9 protein-coding genes are annotated in these 18,384 nt (G+C 47.8%); 8 read left to right on the forward strand and 1 reads right to left on the reverse strand.

The genetic code is table 11. The features are described from left to right. Window positions 1–1,193: 1,193 nt before the first annotated feature. The gene (nadC, locus tag K0H59_RS02165; RefSeq protein WP_088211949.1) at window positions 1,194–2,075 is read right to left on the reverse strand and encodes a carboxylating nicotinate-nucleotide diphosphorylase; all 882 of its coding nucleotides are present in this window, start codon (window positions 2,073–2,075) and stop codon (window positions 1,194–1,196) included. Window positions 2,076–2,325: 250 nt separating this feature from the next. On the opposite strand from nadC, the gene ampD reads away from it, so the two are divergent. From ampD to K0H59_RS02205, 8 genes are all read left to right on the forward strand, one after another. Further along, complete coding sequence (gene ampD / locus K0H59_RS02170; protein WP_088211908.1) at window positions 2,326–2,865, forward strand: 1,6-anhydro-N-acetylmuramyl-L-alanine amidase AmpD; 540 nt, start codon at window positions 2,326–2,328, stop codon at window positions 2,863–2,865. An 81-nt stretch (window positions 2,866–2,946) separates the two neighbouring features. Continuing rightward, entirely contained in the window at window positions 2,947–3,798 is an 852-nt protein-coding gene (gene ampE / locus K0H59_RS02175) for a beta-lactamase regulator AmpE (RefSeq protein WP_220054515.1), read from the forward strand. A 369-nt stretch (window positions 3,799–4,167) separates the two neighbouring features. Further along, window positions 4,168–4,920, forward strand: a complete 753-nt coding sequence (pdhR, locus tag K0H59_RS02180) for a pyruvate dehydrogenase complex transcriptional repressor PdhR (RefSeq protein WP_011070781.1) — start codon at window positions 4,168–4,170, stop codon at window positions 4,918–4,920. An 80-nt stretch (window positions 4,921–5,000) separates the two neighbouring features. Then, window positions 5,001–7,667, forward strand: coding sequence for a pyruvate dehydrogenase (acetyl-transferring), homodimeric type (aceE, locus tag K0H59_RS02185; RefSeq protein ID WP_088211906.1), 2,667 nt, complete (start codon window positions 5,001–5,003; stop codon window positions 7,665–7,667). Between the two features lie 12 nt (window positions 7,668–7,679). After that, entirely contained in the window at window positions 7,680–9,707 is a 2,028-nt protein-coding gene (aceF, locus tag K0H59_RS02190) for a dihydrolipoyllysine-residue acetyltransferase (protein ID WP_220054516.1), read from the forward strand. Between the two features lie 149 nt (window positions 9,708–9,856). Then, on the forward strand, window positions 9,857–11,284 hold the full coding sequence (gene lpdA, locus K0H59_RS02195) for a dihydrolipoyl dehydrogenase (protein WP_011715641.1): 1,428 nt from the start codon (window positions 9,857–9,859) through the stop codon (window positions 11,282–11,284). A gap of 140 nt (window positions 11,285–11,424) precedes the next feature. Next, entirely contained in the window at window positions 11,425–15,888 is a 4,464-nt protein-coding gene (locus K0H59_RS02200) for an EAL domain-containing protein (RefSeq protein WP_220054517.1), read from the forward strand. A gap of 230 nt (window positions 15,889–16,118) precedes the next feature. After that, entirely contained in the window at window positions 16,119–18,335 is a 2,217-nt protein-coding gene (locus K0H59_RS02205; RefSeq protein WP_220054518.1) for a patatin-like phospholipase family protein, read from the forward strand. The last annotated feature ends 49 nt before the right edge of the window (window positions 18,336–18,384 follow it).

Here is an 18,384-nt window from a genome sequence, read left to right on the forward strand (position 1 = left end):
TGATAAGTAAAAATGTTTATTTTACAATCACTTTTACTTATCTGTTTTACTTTTTAGCTTTAGTCGCAGCGGACATTGCTTACAACCGTTAAGCCTATACTATATTGGCTGATAAATCGATTCAAACTGTAACAATTTACCAACATACCATCTTGTATAGGTCATCGTCTGTTGTGTCGTCAAACATTTTGCATCTTTCAACGTGCTCTTTAATGTGGCCTCAGTGCTATTGAGGCCTCAAGCCGCATCAAATTACATTGGTTGCGCATATCAGGGGAAATTGTCCAAAACAATCTCACCTGTTACAGACGCTATACCTAACTCGCTATACTTAACTCTTTTGGCAAGAAGCTATGTGTAATGAATAAGCACCTTACATATCCCTTGCGCCAATCCTTTGCTGTCTTTTTGTATCCCTTCATACAGTGAGTGAGATACAAAAATTCCATGTCTTTAGTGTGTCTAGCATGCCGCTATTTCCACTTCAGTAAAAGTTAGTACAAAGTTAAAAAAAAGGGAACTGCTTTTTGGTGAAAAACACTAATAAAATGATTATTTTGTCTAAAAAGTTGACATTAAAACGTATTGCGTTCTAACAAAAAATTGACAGCGATACAAATGTTGGCGTTATTTAACTTTGTGTCAAAACTGTGACGTGATTTTAGTGATAATTGAGTTGGGTGAAATTTGAAGATAGACGCATTAGTTCGTAATACTCTCCAATCATCAAAAAGGCATTTTGATGGTACTAATGGCTTTAAATCAATTGCTTAAATTTTTATTTTGTTGTGTCTGCGCCCAGTTTTTGAAAAGTCTAAGACTAACACTTTGTCTTTATTGTTTATAATTTAGCGTAATATCGAAGCTATTTTAGCCAGTATATATGAATTAATAGCGAAAGTGGCTAGCTCGTTATCCACAGTGAGCAATTTATCATTACAAATGCCGGCATTTTTTGTGTTTAAAAATGAGTGAAACGGAACAGTTATAGCAATATGCCATTTTATATATTGAGAAAAAACGATAAATGCGAGAGGGCTGTGAACAAAATTTGGAAAGAGCAGCTAAAAAACGCAGGCAAAGCTGGTAGATAAAAGCGGCTTAGTGTTAAGCCGCTTTTGGTTGGATGACTCAAAGTTGAATATCTAGTGGATCAAAGGGCTTTTGATAGCCCAAGCTTGGCTCTAATAAGACTATGACTTGAGTCTGAGTGAGAGGTCGAGGGCGCGAACGTGCTTTGTGAGTGCGCCGACGGAGATATAGTCAACCCCGGTTTTGGCAAATTCAGCTAAGGTATCTAAGGTGACATTGCCTGAGACTTCCAGCTTGGCGCCGCTACCTTTCGCTTTGTATTGATTATTCAGCTCAACAGCTTCAACCATCATGGTGATGTCAAAGTTATCTAGCATAATGATGTCTGTGCCTGAATCTAGCGCTAATGCGAGCTCTTCTAAGGATTCGACTTCAACTTCTACGGGTTTATTTGGGTGCAAGCTGCGCGCAGCATCCACCGCTTGGCGAATGCCACCGCAGGCCATTATGTGGTTTTCTTTAATTAAGAAGGCATCAAACAAACCAATTCGATGGTTTTTACCACCGCCACAGGTGACTGCGTATTTTTGAGCCGTGCGTAGCCCTGGGATGGTTTTGCGAGTATCGAGTAAGCGTGTGTGAGTGCCCGCTAACTTATCCACATAATGTTTTGTCAGCGTCGCCACTCCTGACAAGGTCTGTATAAAGTTCATCGCAGTACGCTCGCCCGTAAGGATAGTGCGGGCAGGGCCTGATAGTTCACATAACACTTGGTTTGGTAGCACCAGATCGCCATCATCAACATGCCAGTGCAGTGCGACTTCGCCACCTAATTGATTGAAGACTTGTTCGGCCCAAGCTTTTCCACAAAAAACACCTTCTTCGCGGGTAATTAAGGTCGCTTCGGCATATTTATCAGCAGGAATAAGTTGGGCGGTAATATCGCCGTAGGCAATGGCTTTGCTGTGCTCGTTGATCTCAGTTCCACCAAGGTCTTCATTGAGTGCGGTTTTTACGGCGTGGCGAATATCGTTCTCTAGCATGATTGGGTCCTTGCATTCTTGCATGCCATAGGAGGCGTGCTTGAAATTGCTTGCTTGCATTTAGGGCTAAGATTACCACCTAGTGCGGGTGATAAAAAGTCACAGGGAGTGTGCCGATTGTGATTATCCTGCTAACTGATGATGGTTTGGGACGTGGCGGGTTATTTCACCTTTGTCATTGAATTGCATATATTCAGTCACTTAATGCTGTTAGAGTAGTGGCATTATGCCTGTAATATAGGAAGAGCTTATGCGCTTTGATGCCGGATGGTTTTCCTCGGCTCGACGCTGTGAGTCACCGCATTTTAACCGTCGCCCATTTGGGGAAATTAGCCTGTTGGTGATCCATAATATCAGCCTGCCAGCGGGATGCTTTGGACTTCCCTATATTGATCAATTATTTCAAGGGTGTTTAGATACTGAGGCCGATGAAAGTTTCGCCGATTTAGCGGGGCTACAAGTGTCAGCACATTTTTTAATTCGCCGCGATGGTGAATGTGTGCAGTATGTCAGTTGCGAAGATAGAGCTTGGCACGCAGGCGTATCTCGTTATGGCGAAAGGGAAAATTGTAATGATTTCTCTATCGGTATCGAGCTTGAAGGCACAGATACTGAGCCCTATACTGCGGCCCAATATCAGCAGCTCACAGAGTTGACTCGGGCCTTATTAGCGCAGTATCCCGCATTAACAGCACAGCGGATTGTGGGGCATAGTGACATTGCACCGATGCGCAAGACGGATCCAGGCCCAAGCTTCGACTGGGAAAGGTATTTAACCGCGTTAGGCTAGAAGCAAAGAGGAGTAAGCGAAGGGGAGGTATTTTTCTCATCACCCTGCGCGTTTCCGGCTTTTTTACAAGGAGTATTACCGATGGCATTATTTTCATTACTGGTCGCCATTCTTGTGGAACGATTAAAGTTCCTTCCCGCTTCGTGGCAGAGTGATCGCGTTCTGCAGTCCTATCAATCCACTTTCTTTGGTGACAAAGCCTCGTTAACCAATACCAGTATGTTGCTCGCCTTAGTGTTGCCAGCCTTGGTCGTGCATGTTTTGGGTTGGGTTGCGTCTGGCATGTTTTGGGGGTTATTAACCCTTGCCCTGTGGGTGGTGGTGGCAATTATTTGCTTTAATCATCAAAAACAGCGCGATAGCTTTAAAAAGTATATGCAGGCGGCGTGTCGCTCCGACGTGCAAGCCTGTTACCATTATGCCGCCGAATTAGATTGCAGTGAGTGTTTAGATGCTGTGTCTGAAAAAGATTTAGGCGCCAAAGTTGGGCAGAGTGTTGCTTGGATTAACTATCGTTATTACGGCGCAGTGGCATTATGTTTTATCTTCCTAGGCCCGGTTGGCGCTGTCTTATATTGCACCGCGCGTTTTTATGCCGAAGAGAATGTGCGTAAATCCCTTAACCTACCGCTTATCGAAGATATTATGTTTGTGCTGGATTGGATCCCAAGCCGGGTATTTTCCTTTGGCTATGCGCTCAGCGGTCAGTTTAGTGAAGGGCTATCGGCGTGGCGTGATCATGCTTTAAATATCCATGCGAGTGCGAGACGAGTGGTGACAGAAACGGCGTTAGCCTCCCAGCCACTGCCTGAGGAGTCGAGTGCACCAGTTTGTGTACAATCGACCTTAGCATTATTAGTCTTAAGTAAACGCAACTTTACGCTGATGGTTGCTGTGCTGTCGTTATTGACCATTTTTGGCCTAGTGACTTAAGCCGTAGTCGCCTCGATACTTTTTATAGAAGGAATGGGTGAAGGTGATTCGCCAATTCCTTTTTTGTTTTTAGGGCATTTAAACCGACATTTCTGCTACGTCACAGAATGCCATTTCGCCACTGTCTTTTGGGGTTATTTTCGGTGAAAATGCCTTTTACTCAGAGGCTTATTTGGCATTCATTTACTTATGTCAAATGGTCTGACCCCATAGTGACATTTTTAGGCTATGCTCTCACATCGTGAGCGGTTTTGAATGGGATCACCTTTTAAGGTCGATTTTCAATCTAGACATCAAAAGTGTGATTTGATAAAGTGCGCTCACTCATAAAAATTGGTAAGACCAATTTACAACGGAGCTGAGCGCCTAATGGCCTATAGTAAAATTAATCAGCCAAAAATTTCTGATGTGATCATGGCGCAACTCGAGCAGATGATCCTCGAAGGCAGTTTACAGCCGGGTCAGAAATTACCGCCGGAGCGCGAACTGGCCATCCAGTTTGAAGTGTCTCGCCCTTCACTGCGTGAAGCCATTCAAAAGCTTGAGGCGAAAGGGCTATTAATGCGCCGTCAAGGCGGCGGTACTTATGTCAAAGAACAACTCTGGCAGAGCCTTGCCGATCCTATCGTTGAATTAATGACTGCCGATCCAGAAAGCCAATACGACTTGCTGGAATTCCGTCATGCTACCGAAGGCATGATGGCCTATTTTGCCGCATTGCGTGGCACAGACGCCGATATGCAGAATATCAAGCGTATGATCCTTGAGGTGGAAGCCGCCACCAATATCGAACAACAAGCCGCTGCCATTGTACGTTTCTACCGCGCCGTCGCCGAAGCGTCACACAATGTGGCTATGTTGCATCTCGTTCTCAGTTTAACCCCTGTGCTGCATAAGAATGTGGCGCAAAACTTGGAGCTTTTAAGCCGCCGCGAAGAAGCCTCCACTATGGCCAACGATCACAGACGTGCTCTGCTCGCTGCTATCGTTCGTCGTGATCCTGAAGCCGCCAGAGAAGCCTCGAATGAACACCTAAGTTACATCGAAGAGGTGATGTTATCTGTGCGGGAAGAAGATAGCCGGTTGCAGCGAAGTTTGCGCCGTTTAAAGAGTGGCGCTTAAGTTCCCGACTTTAGCACTCGCTAAAGCGGAATATGCCGCAAACACCATTCATCATCATGTATATAGAGAAGGACAGTGTCATGTCTGAAGATATGCTACAAGACTTAGATCCGTTAGAGACTCAGGAATGGGTTGACGCCCTGCAAGCTGTATTAGAACAGGAAGGCCCTGAACGCGCCCATTTCTTATTAGAGAAACTGATCGATAAAGCCCGTCGCAATGGCACGCACTTGCCTTACACTGCGACCACGGCCTATTTGAACACCATTCCAGCGGGTCAAGAGCCGCACATGCCTGGCAACCAAGAGATGGAACGTCGCATTCGCGCCATCATCCGTTGGAACGCCTTAGCTATGGTGCTACGTGGTTCTAAGAAAGATTTAGAGTTAGGCGGCCATATTTCGAGTTTCGCGTCGAGCGCAACCATTTATGACGTGTGCTTCAACCACTTCTTCCGCGCGCCAAACGAGAAAGACGGCGGCGACTTAGTGTATTTCCAAGGCCATATCGCTCCAGGTATCTACGCCCGTTCATTCTTGGAAGGTCGTTTAACTGAAGACCAACTGGCTAACTTCCGTCAAGAAGTGGATGGCAAAGGTTTATCTTCTTATCCGCACCCTAAGTTGATGCCTGACTACTGGCAATTCCCAACTGTTTCTATGGGTCTGGGTCCAATCCAAGCGATTTACCAAGCTCGCTTTTTAAAATACCTGACTGACCGTGGTCTGAAAGATTGTTCTGATCAAACCGTTTACTGCTTCTTAGGTGACGGTGAGTGTGACGAGCCAGAAGCCTTAGGTGCTATCGGTTTAGCTGCCCGTGAAGAATTAGACAATTTAGTCTTCATCATCAACTGTAACCTGCAACGTCTGGACGGCCCAGTACGCGGCAACGGTAAGATCATCCAAGAACTGGAAGGCGAATTCCGCGGCGCTGGCTGGGAAGTGGTGAAAGTGATTTGGGGTCGTTACTGGGATCCATTATTAGCCCGCGATACCAGCGGTAAGTTACTGCAGTTAATGGAAGAAACCGTTGACGGTGAATACCAAAACTGTAAAGCCAAAGGTGGCGCTTATACTCGCGAACACTTCTTCGGCAAATACCCAGAAACCGCCGAAATGGTGGCGAACATGTCAGATGATGACATTTGGCGCTTAAACCGTGGTGGTCATGACCCAGTTAAAGTGTACGCGGCATTAGACCATGCGCGTAAGACTAAAGGTCGTCCAACTGTGATCCTAGCGAAAACCGTTAAAGGTTACGGCCTAGGTGATGCGGGTGAAGGTAAGAACATTGCCCACAACGTGAAGAAAATGGGTATCGAGTCTATCCGTTACTTCCGCGATCGTTTCAATATCCCGATTCCAGACGATCAATTAGAAGATCTACCGTTCTACCACCCAGGTCCAGATTCGGAAGAAGTGAAGTACATGATGAGCCGTCGTGCCGAGCTGCATGGCAGCGTGCCACAACGTCGCGAGAAGTTCAGCGAAGAGCTGGAAGTGCCATCACTGAAGATTTTCGACTCGATTCTGCAGGGTTCTAACGGTCGTGAAATTTCGTCTACCATGGCGTTTGTTCGCGTACTGACGGCACTGTTAAAAGACAAGAAGATTGGCAAAAACATCGTGCCAATTATTCCTGACGAAGCGCGTACTTTCGGTATGGAAGGTCTGTTCCGTCAAGTGGGTATTTATGCTCACGAAGGCCAAAAATACGTTCCGCAAGACTCTGACCAAGTGGCTTACTACCGTGAAGATAAGTCAGGCCAAGTATTGCAGGAAGGTATTAACGAATTAGGTGCTATGTCATCTTGGGTATCGGCTGCGACTAGCTACTCAGTGAACGATGTGCCAATGATCCCATTCTACATCTACTACTCAATGTTCGGTTTCCAACGTATTGGCGACATGGCTTGGGCAGCAGGTGATATGCGTGCACGTGGCTTCTTAGTCGGTGGTACTTCTGGCCGTACAACCCTGAACGGTGAAGGTCTGCAGCATCAGGACGGTCACAGCCACGTACTGGCTAACACTATTCCTAACTGTATTACCTACGATCCAACTTACGGTTATGAAATTGCCGTTGTGGTACAAGATGGTATTCGTCGTATGTACGGCGAGAACCAAGAAGATATTTTCTACTACCTGACCACAATGAACGAAAACTACGAGCAACCAGCCATGCCAGAAGGCGCAGAAGTTGGCATCGTTAAAGGTATCTACAAGTTAGAAACCGTTGCTGGCTCGGGTAAAGGCAAAGTTCAGTTAATGAGCTGTGGCACCATTCTTGAGCAAACCCGCAAAGCGGCTCAAGCATTGGCAAAAGACTTCGGTATCACTGCCGACGTATTCAGCGTAACCAGCTTCAACGAATTGACTCGCGATGGTCAAGCGGTTGAGCGTTGGAACATGCTGCACCCAACTGAAACGCCAAAACAAGCGTATATCAGCCAAGTGATCTCCAGTGATGCGCCTGCAATCGCAGCGACTGACTACATGAAGATCTACGGCGAGCAGTTACGTGCTTACATGCCAACCGATTACAAAGTGTTAGGTACTGACGGTTTCGGTCGTTCAGACAGCCGTGACAACCTGCGTCACCACTTCGAAGTGGACGCTAAGTTCATCGTTATCGCGGCACTGAAGTCACTGGTTGATCGTAAAGAGCTGCCTGTTGATGTGTTAGCGAATGCCATCAAGGAATACGGCATCGACGCTGACAAGATCAATCCACAGTACGCGTAAGAGGCAATAAAAATGGCTGAATTAAAAGAAGTTTTTGTTCCTGATATCGGCGGCGATGAAGTACAGGTTATCGAAATCTGTGCTTCTGTGGGCGATACCTTAGCAGCGGAAGAGTCGATTCTGACCGTTGAAAGCGACAAGGCGACCATGGACATTCCAGCGCCTTTCGCGGGTGTGTTAGCCGAATTGAAAGTGGCCGTCGGTGACAAAGTCAGCGAAGGTACCTTAATTGCGATGATGCAAGCAGCGGGTACGGCTAATGTTCAAGCTGCACCTGTTGCTCAAGCTGCCGCTCCTGCGCCAGCAGCACCTGCTCCAGTGCAAGCGGCTCCAGCCCCTGTGGCTGCCGCGCCAGCGACGGGCGCAACCCAAGTGGTTGAAGTCACTGTGCCGGATATCGGTGGTGACACCGATGTGTCTGTTATCGAAGTCTTAGTCGCCGCAGGCGATAAGATTGAGGTGGACGCTGGCCTTATCACGCTAGAAACCGACAAAGCGACCATGGACGTACCATCGCCATTCGCGGGTGTGGTAAAAGAAGTGAAAGTGGCTGTGGGTGACAAGGTTTCTCAGGGCTCATTAGTGATCATGCTCGAAGTGGGCGGCGCGGCACCTGCCGCAGCACCACAAGCGAGCGCGCCAGCAGCCTCTGCACCTGTTGCTCAAGCGGCATCTTTCGTCACACCAGCAGCGCCAGTTGCTCCAGTCGCAGCTGCGGCACCAGTGGTTGCGGTTAAAGAAATCCAAGTGCCAGATATTGGCGATGCGAGCAATGTCGATGTGATCGAAGTGCTTGTGTCTGTGGGCGATGACATCACTGTTGACCAAGGCTTAATTACCCTTGAAACCGACAAAGCGACCATGGAAGTACCTGCGCCATTCGCCGGTAAACTGTTGTCGTTAACCGTTAAAGTGGGTGACAAGGTTTCTCAAGGTAGCGTGATCGCGACGATTGAAACTGTGACTGCAGGCAGTGCGCCAGCGCCAGTAGCTCAAGCCGCAACACCTGCACCAGTCGCCCAAGAAGCGGCACCAGCACCTGTTGCAGCCGCTCCTAGCCGTCCACCAGTTCCACATCACCCAAGTGCGGGTGCGCCAGTGGCAACCGGTGTGGTGCATGCATCTCCTGCGGTTCGCCGTTTGGCCCGCGAATTTGGTGTGGATCTCACTCAAGTGACGGGTTCTGGCCGTAAAGGTCGCATCATGAAGGAAGACGTACAGGCGTATGTGAAGTACGAACTGTCTCGTCCTAAGGCGACAGCAGCAACTTCAGTTGCAGCGGGTAACGGTGGTGGTCTGCAAGTGATTGCTGCACCGAAAGTGGATTTCAGCAAGTTTGGTGAAGTGGAAGAGATTCCATTAAGCCGTATCCAGAAGATCTCTGGTCCAAACCTGCACCGTAACTGGGTAACTATTCCTCATGTGACTCAGTTCGATGAAGCTGATATCACCGAAATGGAAGAGTTCCGTAAGCAGCAGAACGACGCGGCGGCGAAGAAGAAAGCCGATTATAAGATCACTCCGCTGGTCTTTATGATGAAAGCTGTGGCGAAAACGCTGCAACAGTTCCCTGTGTTCAACTCAAGCTTAAGCAGCGACGGTGAATCACTGATCCAGAAGAAGTACTACCACATCGGTGTGGCGGTTGATACGCCAAACGGTCTAGTGGTACCTGTGGTACGTGATGTGGATAAGAAAGGCATTATCGAGTTATCTCGTGAGCTAGCCGATATTTCTATCCGTGCCCGTGACGGTAAGCTGAAGTCTGCCGATATGCAGGGTAGCTGCTTCACTATTTCAAGCCTAGGTGGCATTGGTGGTACTGCATTTACCCCAATCGTTAACTACCCAGACGTGGCGATTTTAGGTGTGTCTAAATCTGAAATTAAGCCTAAGTGGAATGGTAAAGAATTCGAGCCTAAATTGATGTTGCCACTGTCGTTATCATACGATCACCGCGTGATCGATGGTGCTATGGCTGCACGCTTTAGCGTGACCCTGTCAGGAATTCTGTCCGATATTCGTACTTTGATTCTGTAAACAAATAAGGCTGCTCAACTTGAGTGGCCTTTTGTTTATTGTGATCAGTATCAAACACAGGTTAAAATGCGCCCACCTTACGCGCTGGCGCATTTTCGGTTGGCAGGATTACTCTCCTCCAACGGATTGAATGAGAATTAGAGGAAAACATGAGTAACGAAATCAAAACTCAGGTAGTGGTATTAGGTGCAGGCCCTGCTGGATATTCTGCTGCCTTCCGTGCGGCTGACTTAGGTCTGGAAACCGTTATCGTTGAACGTTTTAGCACTTTAGGTGGCGTGTGTCTGAACGTGGGTTGTATCCCATCTAAAGCCCTGTTACACGTTGCTAAAGTCATCGAAGAAGCCAAAGCCGTTGCTGCACACGGTGTTGTGTTCGGCGAGCCAACAATCGATTTAGACAAGTTACGCAGCTTCAAGCAAAAAGTGATCAGCCAGTTGACTGGTGGCTTAGGCGGCATGTCTAAAATGCGTAAAGTAAACGTTGTTAATGGCTTCGGTAAATTTACTGGCCCTAACAGCTTAGAAGTGACTGCTGAAGACGGTACTGTGACCGTTGTTAAGTTTGACCAAGCGATCATCGCTGCAGGTTCTCGCCCAATCAAACTGCCATTCATTCCGCATGAAGACCCACGTATTTGGGATTCGACCGACGCATTAGAACTGAAAGAAGTGCCTGGCAAACTGCTGGTCATGGGCGGCGGTATCATCGGTTTAGAAATGGGTACGGTTTACTCTTCTCTGGGCAGTGAAATCGACGTAGTTGAAATGTTCGACCAAGTGATCCCTGCGGCTGACAAAGACGTTGTTCGCGTATTCACTAAGCAAATCAAGAAGAAATTCAACCTGATCCTCGAAACCAAAGTGACTGCGGTTGAAGCCCGTGAAGACGGTATCTACGTTTCGATGGAAGGTAAGAGCGCGCCAACTGAGCCAGTACGTTATGATGCAGTGTTAGTGGCTATCGGCCGTACGCCAAATGGCAAGCTGATCGACGCTGAAAAAGCAGGCGTTAAGATCGATGAGCGTGGTTTCATCAACGTAGACAAGCAATTACGTACTAACGTACCGCACATCTACGCTATCGGTGACATCGTTGGTCAACCAATGTTGGCTCACAAAGGCGTGCATGAAGGCCACGTAGCGGCCGAAGTGATCGCGGGTATGAAGCACTACTTCGATCCAAAAGTGATCCCATCAATCGCTTACACAGACCCTGAAGTGGCCTGGGTTGGTCTAACTGAGAAAGAAGCGAAAGAGCAAGGTATTGCTTACGAAACAGCGACTTTCCCATGGGCTGCCTCTGGCCGTGCAATCGCTTCTGATTGCAGCGAAGGTATGACTAAGCTGATTTTCGATAAAGACACTCACCGTGTAATCGGTGGTGCTATCGTGGGTGTTAACGGTGGCGAACTGTTAGGCGAAATCGGCCTAGCAATCGAAATGGGTTGTGATGCTGAAGATTTAGCATTAACTATCCACGCTCACCCAACGCTGCACGAGTCAGTGGGTCTAGCGGCTGAAATCTACGAAGGTTCTATTACTGACCTGCCAAACCCAAAGGCAAAGAAAAAGTAAGCTGATACCTTTCTTAAAAAAGCGTCCAATAGGGCGCTTTTTTATTGCATTGATAAAATTGTAACTTTAATGTGAACAAGCGGGTGAATTGAGGCTTTTGAACTGCTACAGTACAACTATGGTATGAAGTAAGTCATCAAATGCAAACAAGAATAACTAAAACACTTCTGGCATGTTTCATCCTTTTTATCTCTGGTCTGAACATGGTTTGGGCTGGTGGATTTGTGCAACGTGTATTCACCGATAGAGATGGATTAGCCGCCACCAGTATCCGCGGCTTGACCTTAGATGACCATGGTTTTGTCTGGGCGGCGACCGAGCAGGGCTTATATCGTGTGAGCAATTCTAAGGTCAGACGTATCGATAAAACGGGTACTGAGTCGCGCATTGCTGATGATTTCCTCAACTCAGTAGTCAATGTTGGGCAAGATAAGCTGTTGGTGAGCACTAACGCAGCACAGTATCTCTACGATATCAGTCATAACCAATTTATTCTGTTTGGCTCCCCCGATTTATTTCCACACTTTCCCGGTGGTGCTCTCGTCTCTGCGGCGCGGATGAACGCACAAAACTGGTTATTACTGATCGATAATGGCCAGATTTATCAATACTCGCCTGTTAAAGCTGAACTCACTCTAGTCACTCAACTGCCGGTGAATCGTGATCTGCCTTGGCGCAAGCTGCTGGCCCTGCCTAATGGACAGATGCTGTTGGCAGGACAGTTTGAGTTACAGCTGCTCGATAATGCGGGCAAGACAGTGCATCGATACACTTGGACTGAGTCTATGGGCAGTATTCTCGATATGCTTGAGGATTCTAAAAATCGAGTTTGGCTAGCGACGAGTCGCGGGGTGTATCGACTCGACACTAACTCGCAGCAACTTGAGCCCGTGCCTGAATTGCCCGATTGGAGCACAGTGATCGTCGAAGGTCCTAAGGGCGCACTGTGGTTTGCCAGTCGTTTTGGCTTATTAAAATGGACGCCAGAGACACACCAGATAGAAAACTATCAAGAAGAGCTGAAAAAACAGGCCAATATGGAAATCCTTAAGGCCATGCTTTTCGATGAGTCAGGTCTGATGTGGGTGGGCGGCTCGGGTGATGGTTTGGCGTTGCTGGCATCCCAGCCCGATTTTATCTTAGAGACCTATACCGCAGACAAACCCTACGCACTAAGCGATGCCATGATTTGGTCTGTGCTTGCCACACCGGAGGGGTTATGGCTTGGTTCTTCGAGTGTGATGTTTATTGCCAAGGACACCCAGCAAGCCATAGATATCCAGATTGAAGGCTTGTTATCGCACGAGAGCATTTACGATATCAGTGAGTTTGCCGATCATTCATTACTGGTTTCAAGCACCAGTGGTTTGTTTGTGGTCGATAGGCAAACACTAAAAGGCGAAAGTTTTGCAAAGTGGATCAATGGCCAAGATGAATTTAAAAACAAATTGGTTTACCGCACCTATGCCGATCCTCAATTGAAGGGGCGAGTGTGGATAGCGAGTTCTACAGGGCTGTATTTCTGGGAGCCGGGGTTATTAACGCCGCAAGCCTTTAATATCGATAAGCCCGTGAAAGGGGATGCAGAGCCTAAGCGCCCAGCGATTAGAACCTTGTATCGTGCCTCCGATGGTAAGCTGTGGGTCGGTGGCAAGCGGGTCTTCGGCTATATCGACGAGGCGAATGAGTTCCATGATCAACGAAACTTATTCAATGGCCTAAGTGCCATGCCGACAGTGAGCCATATTGAAGAAATGTCACCCGGGGTGATGTGGTTTGGCTCCTACGAAAAGGGATTATTCGAGTATCACCTGAATAGCAGTGAGCTGGTCTCGCTCACAGCCCTGTGGCAAGTGAATTGCAGCTCAGTGTTTTTTATCCAAAAGACGCCTAAAGCTAATCTAGTCGCCTGCGCCGATTCATTGATCCGCCAAGATATCGCGACTGGCCACATCGCTATGTTCGATCAGCTCGATGGCTTGATTTCCAATGAGTTGAACGAGGGGGCTTACTTTTATTCGCCCGAGTTTGGTTTGTATCTCGGCACCCCGGAAGGGGTGATGCACCTCGATGTGGACAAGTTAGTCAACCGTATTACCGACGATCATGTGATGCTCGAGTCTGTGTCTGTCTATTACGATAACAGCACGGAAGTTTCGCTACTGCCAAAACCTATGATGGTCGTCAAACCCGATGCCAATATGGTGAGTTTGCAGATCACTAACCTCGATTATCTCGATGATTCGCCGATCCAATTTAAATACCGACTGCGTTACCAAGGGGAAGAGGATAACTATGTGCTGCTGCAAGGCGAGTCGCAGATAAACCTCGCAGGACTGGCGGCGGGCGAGTATGAGTTGGAAATCTTAAGCCAAGTGAATGGCATCTGGTCGGATAAACCCTTCGCTTATCCCTTCTATGTTGAGCAGCATTGGTGGCTGACTCAGGGTTTTAAAGGCGTATTACTGCTAACGTTTTCGATCATCGCCTTGAGCCTCGCTTGGTATCGTCAGCGCCAGGTGCGGACTTTTATGACGATGAACCAAGCACTGACCGAGAGTGATGACCGTTTGCGCCAGTCGCTGCGTGGCAGTGATTCCGATCTTTGGGAGTGGCATAGAGATACCCAAAGCTTTTACCTCGATAACCGAGGCGCGGTGCTGGGCACTCATGCCAATGAGATAGTCGTTTCCCTCGAGACACTCCCCGTTCACCCAGAGGATAGGGATAAGGCCCTCGCGCAGTGGAACAGTATGTTGGCTGGCGAGATTGACAGATTTGAGGCCGAGTATCGCTATCAACGTCGAGACGGTAACTGGGGCTGGCTAAGGGTGAGAGGTCGCCCAGTGTCGCGCAATCGCCATACCCAAGTGATTGAGCGGGTGGCGGGGATCTACAGTGATATTACCCTGCAGCGTCAGCTAGAGGATGAAATCAATCTCCTCGCCCAAGCCTTTGAGAATACCTCAGAGGGCGTGCTGATCTTAGATGTGGATGAAAACATTCGAGTCGCAAACCATGCGGCGCAGCAGATTATTGGTTCAGAGCAGCATGATCTCGTCGGGCAATCTTTCTCCCAATTTGTGCAAATGAAGGATGGTCTCTCGACCGAAGTGCATCAGTTGCTCGGCCAAGACAGTTCGTGGACGGGTGAGCGCGAGTTAGTGGGGCAGAATGGACTGATTTGCCCCGTGTGGCTTAACGTCTCTGTGATGCAATCGGCTAACGATAGCTCACTGCACTATGTGATTGTCTTTTCGGATATCACCGAGCGGAAGCGTACCGAGGCTGACCTGAGGCGACTGGCGAATTATGATGTGCTAACTGGGCTGCCAAACCGCTCGCTGTTTTCCAGCCGTTTATTGCAATCGATTCAGACTGCGCAGCAGAGTGGCGAAAAGCTGGCGCTGTTATTCCTCGACCTCGACCGCTTTAAGCATGTAAACGACTCCTATGGCCACAGCATGGGTGATGCCTTGCTGGTGGAAGCCTCCAACCGCTTGCAGTCTTGTATTGGTAGTGAGCATTTGCTCTGTCGTTTCGGTGGCGATGAATTTGTGATCCTGCTAAGAAACGCCAATAACTTAAACGAGATAAACCACATTGCCGAGCGGTTACTGGCACAAATTGTGGCGCCATTTAAGTTGTTTGGTCGGGAGTTTTATATCTCTACCAGTATCGGGATCAGTATTTGGCCCGACGATGCGGTGCAGCCTGAAGCCTTTATTAAAAATGCCGACCTTGCCATGTACCACGCCAAGGAAGAGGGGCGCGGCAACTTTAAATATTATTCGTCGGAACGTAATGCCCAAGCGCTTTATCATTTACGCTTGGAGGCGGATTTACGTAAGGCCATCGAGCGCGAAGAGTTTGAGCTTTATTATCAGCCGCAGATCGATATCTTGCGGGGCGATAAGTTTATTGGGATGGAGGCCTTAATCCGTTGGCGCCATCCGAAGGAAGGTTATATCCGTCCCGATATTTTTATTAAGGTCGCCGAAGCCTGTGGTTTAGTGGTTGAAATCGACCGCTGGGTATTCCGCCGCGCCTGTTTGGATGGTGCTAAGTGGGTAAAACGTTGTGCGGCCCCCTTTAAATTGTCGGTGAATATTTCAGCGGTGCATTTCCGCCAGCCGGATTTTGTCGAAGGCTTGAAAAAAATCTTAGCCGATACCCAAATGCCGACCTCATCCCTCGGGTTAGAAATTACCGAAGGCGTGTTGATGAAGGAAGTGCAAGCGGCGAAAAGCCATCTGACTCAGCTTAAAGAATTGGGAATCGAAGTGGCTATTGACGACTTCGGCACTGGCTATTCTTCTTTGGCTTACTTACGTCATTTTGATGTGAATACCTTGAAGATTGATCGCTCCTTCTTAATCGATATCGCGACTAACTCTGCGGATCAGGCGATTGTTAGCAGTATTATCGAGCTGGCCCGCAACTTGAAATTAACCGTGGTGGCCGAAGGGGTCGAAACGGTCGAACAGTTGGAACAGGTCTTTAGCCGCGGCTGTTATATAGTGCAGGGCTATTATTTTGCTAAGCCTATGTCGGTGACAGAGTTCGAACGATATTTACTGCAAAAAACGACTCTTGGATCTTAAGTTTAGGGTTATTTCCAAGTCATGCTGATGCGGGTTACTTGTGAAATATTGGTCGTTATTTTGAGCGTTTGTCTATTGCATTCACTTCGCTATTTCGTTGCGGAATAGCGAACTGTGTTTATCTTGTATTGCTTAATCACTCATCGGTTCAGATAAAATATCGCTGACGGTTAAATCAATAAATTTGTTAAGATAAGTTGAATTTTTTATCCAATAAAAAGTAGCCCATTATGATGCGTCGAATACTCGCTTCTGTCTTTTTATGTTTTTTGCTAACGCCCTTGTATGCGGCGGAACGACCTAAGGTTGGGCTGGTACTCAGTGGTGGCGGCGCTAAAGGTGCTGCGCACGTGGGCGTGCTTAAAATCCTAGAAGAACATCATATTCCCGTGGACTACATCGCAGGTACCAGTATCGGTGCCTATGTTGCTGGCATGTACTCTTTGGGCTACAGCGCGAGTGAAGTCGAAGCCATTATGATGGGGGTCGATTGGGACAGCGGTTATTCGGATACCATTCCGCGTAACGTCTTGAGTTATCGAGATAAGCAGTTACGTGATCGTTACAATATTCCGCTCAACATAGGTTACAACGAAGGAGAGGTTAGGGCACCGAGTGGATTGTTGCGTGGGCAAACCATGTCGCAGCTATTACGCCAATCAACCGATCTGGTACAGCAATTTGGCGATTTTGATGCCTTAGCGATTCCCTATCGTGCGGTCGCGACGGATTTAGAAACCAGTTTGCCCGTCGTCATCGACCACGGCAGTTTGGTCAAAGCTATGCAGGCGTCTGCGACTGTGCCGGGCGCACTGCAACCGACTCAGATCGATGGCAAGTTGTTAGTCGATGGTGGTATTGCCAACAATATGCCCGTGGATGTGGTTAAGGCTATGGGCGCGGATATCATCATTGCCGTAGATATCGGCTCGCCACTGGTGAAAAAAGACAAACTGGACAGCACGATTGCGGTGCTCGACCAGTTATCGAACTTCCTGACCAATGCCAGTACCGAAAAGCAAAAACAATTACTAACAGAGAAAGACGTATTGATCCGTCCCGCTATCGATGCCTTAAGCACCACAGACTTTACCATCATGCCCTTGGCCCTGACGTTAGGGAAAGAAGCCGCCAACGGCCAGCTAGATAAATTGCAGGGCATGAGTGTCAGCGCTGAAGAATATGCCGCCTATGTGGATGCGAAGAAGGCCAAGGGCAAGTTATTAATGGCGGATGTGGCGCATCCTATTAAAGAAATCGTATTCGATAACCAATCTAAGGTTAGTCTGAACCTATTGAAGGAAACCTTAGATCTGAAAGCCGGCCAAGCCGTGACTAAAGATGAGCTAAACGAGGCGTTAAAACGGATTTATGCCTTAAACAAATTTGAGCGCGTGGATGCTGAGTTTGTGGAAGGCGAAGAAGGCCGGGTACTTACTGTGACTACCCGTGCGAAATCCTGGGGGCCAAATTACTTCCTACTTGGCTTTAACTGGGAAGATGACTTTAGTACCGATTCGGCCATCAGTTTCGACATGGCTTATACCGTGACCGACTTAACCTTTAACGGCGGCGAGTGGCGTAACGAAGTCAAATTGGGCTTTGAAAAACTATTTGCGACCGAGTTTTATCAACCCTTGGACAGGGACCAAGAGTTTTATAGTCGAGCCCGTTATCAATACGATATTCATAATTGGGACTTGTACGATAACAACAACCGCGCCCTAATTTTCGACAAGAAGACCCACACAGTTGAACTGGGTATTGGCTATAACTATGTTTTACAAGGATTTATCGAGTTTGGCCTAGTGGCGGAAAAGGGCGTTATCGTCAACGATGCCTGGCTGATTAAGGATTTCGATTTTAAATCCTACGGCGCCTACTTAAGAGCGGGTTATGACAGCTTAGACAGTATCAGCTTCCCGACATCGGGTAACCGAATTACCTTAAATGTGTATGTGCGCAATGAGGATTTTGACGATCTCGTCGACAACAATGAGAACGAATATAGCGTGCAGATTGAGGCCGATTGGAAAGGGGCACTGAGTGTTGGCAATCATGCCTTTGTGGGTAAAGCCTCGATAGCGACCAACAATAACGATGGGCTCAATACCTTGCACTTGTCGGATTTAGGTGGTTTCTTAAATCTTTCTGGTTATCACAAGGACTCGTTAACGGGCGCCCATAAGCTCTTCGGTGCCTTTGTCTATCAGTATGATTTAGGTCGCGATGCCCTCGGAATGACGGATTATCCGCTCTATTTGGGCTTAAGTTTAGAGGCGGGTAACGTATGGTTTGAACGGGATGAAGTCTCACTCTCAGATCTTATCTATGCTTCTAGCCTTTACATAGGTACAGATACTTCCATGGGGCCGGCTGCACTTGGCTTTGGTGTGACCGATATGGGTGATAAATCCCTGTATTTATTCGTCGGTAAAGCCTTCTAAATTGAGCGAAGGGCATAACTGAGGTTGTGCCCTTCGTCTTTTTATCGGC

Origin of the sequence: Shewanella sp. FJAT-51649, assembly GCF_019457435.1 — a bacterium.
In the GTDB taxonomy this organism is placed as follows: domain Bacteria; phylum Pseudomonadota; class Gammaproteobacteria; order Enterobacterales; family Shewanellaceae; genus Shewanella; species Shewanella mangrovisoli.

Coding starts and splice junctions, on each gene's coding strand:
- ampE (WP_220054515.1), top strand. CDS start 2,947: ATGGCATTATTTTCATTACTGGTCGCCATTCTTGTGGAACGATTAAAG.
- K0H59_RS02205 (WP_220054518.1), top strand. CDS start 16,119: ATGATGCGTCGAATACTCGCTTCTGTCTTTTTATGTTTTTTGCTAACG.
- K0H59_RS02200 (WP_220054517.1), top strand. CDS start 11,425: ATGCAAACAAGAATAACTAAAACACTTCTGGCATGTTTCATCCTTTTT.
- nadC (WP_088211949.1), bottom strand. CDS start 2,075: ATGCTAGAGAACGATATTCGCCACGCCGTAAAAACCGCACTCAATGAA.
- aceF (WP_220054516.1), top strand. CDS start 7,680: ATGGCTGAATTAAAAGAAGTTTTTGTTCCTGATATCGGCGGCGATGAA.
- pdhR (WP_011070781.1), top strand. CDS start 4,168: ATGGCCTATAGTAAAATTAATCAGCCAAAAATTTCTGATGTGATCATG.
- ampD (WP_088211908.1), top strand. CDS start 2,326: ATGCGCTTTGATGCCGGATGGTTTTCCTCGGCTCGACGCTGTGAGTCA.
- lpdA (WP_011715641.1), top strand. CDS start 9,857: ATGAGTAACGAAATCAAAACTCAGGTAGTGGTATTAGGTGCAGGCCCT.
- aceE (WP_088211906.1), top strand. CDS start 5,001: ATGTCTGAAGATATGCTACAAGACTTAGATCCGTTAGAGACTCAGGAA.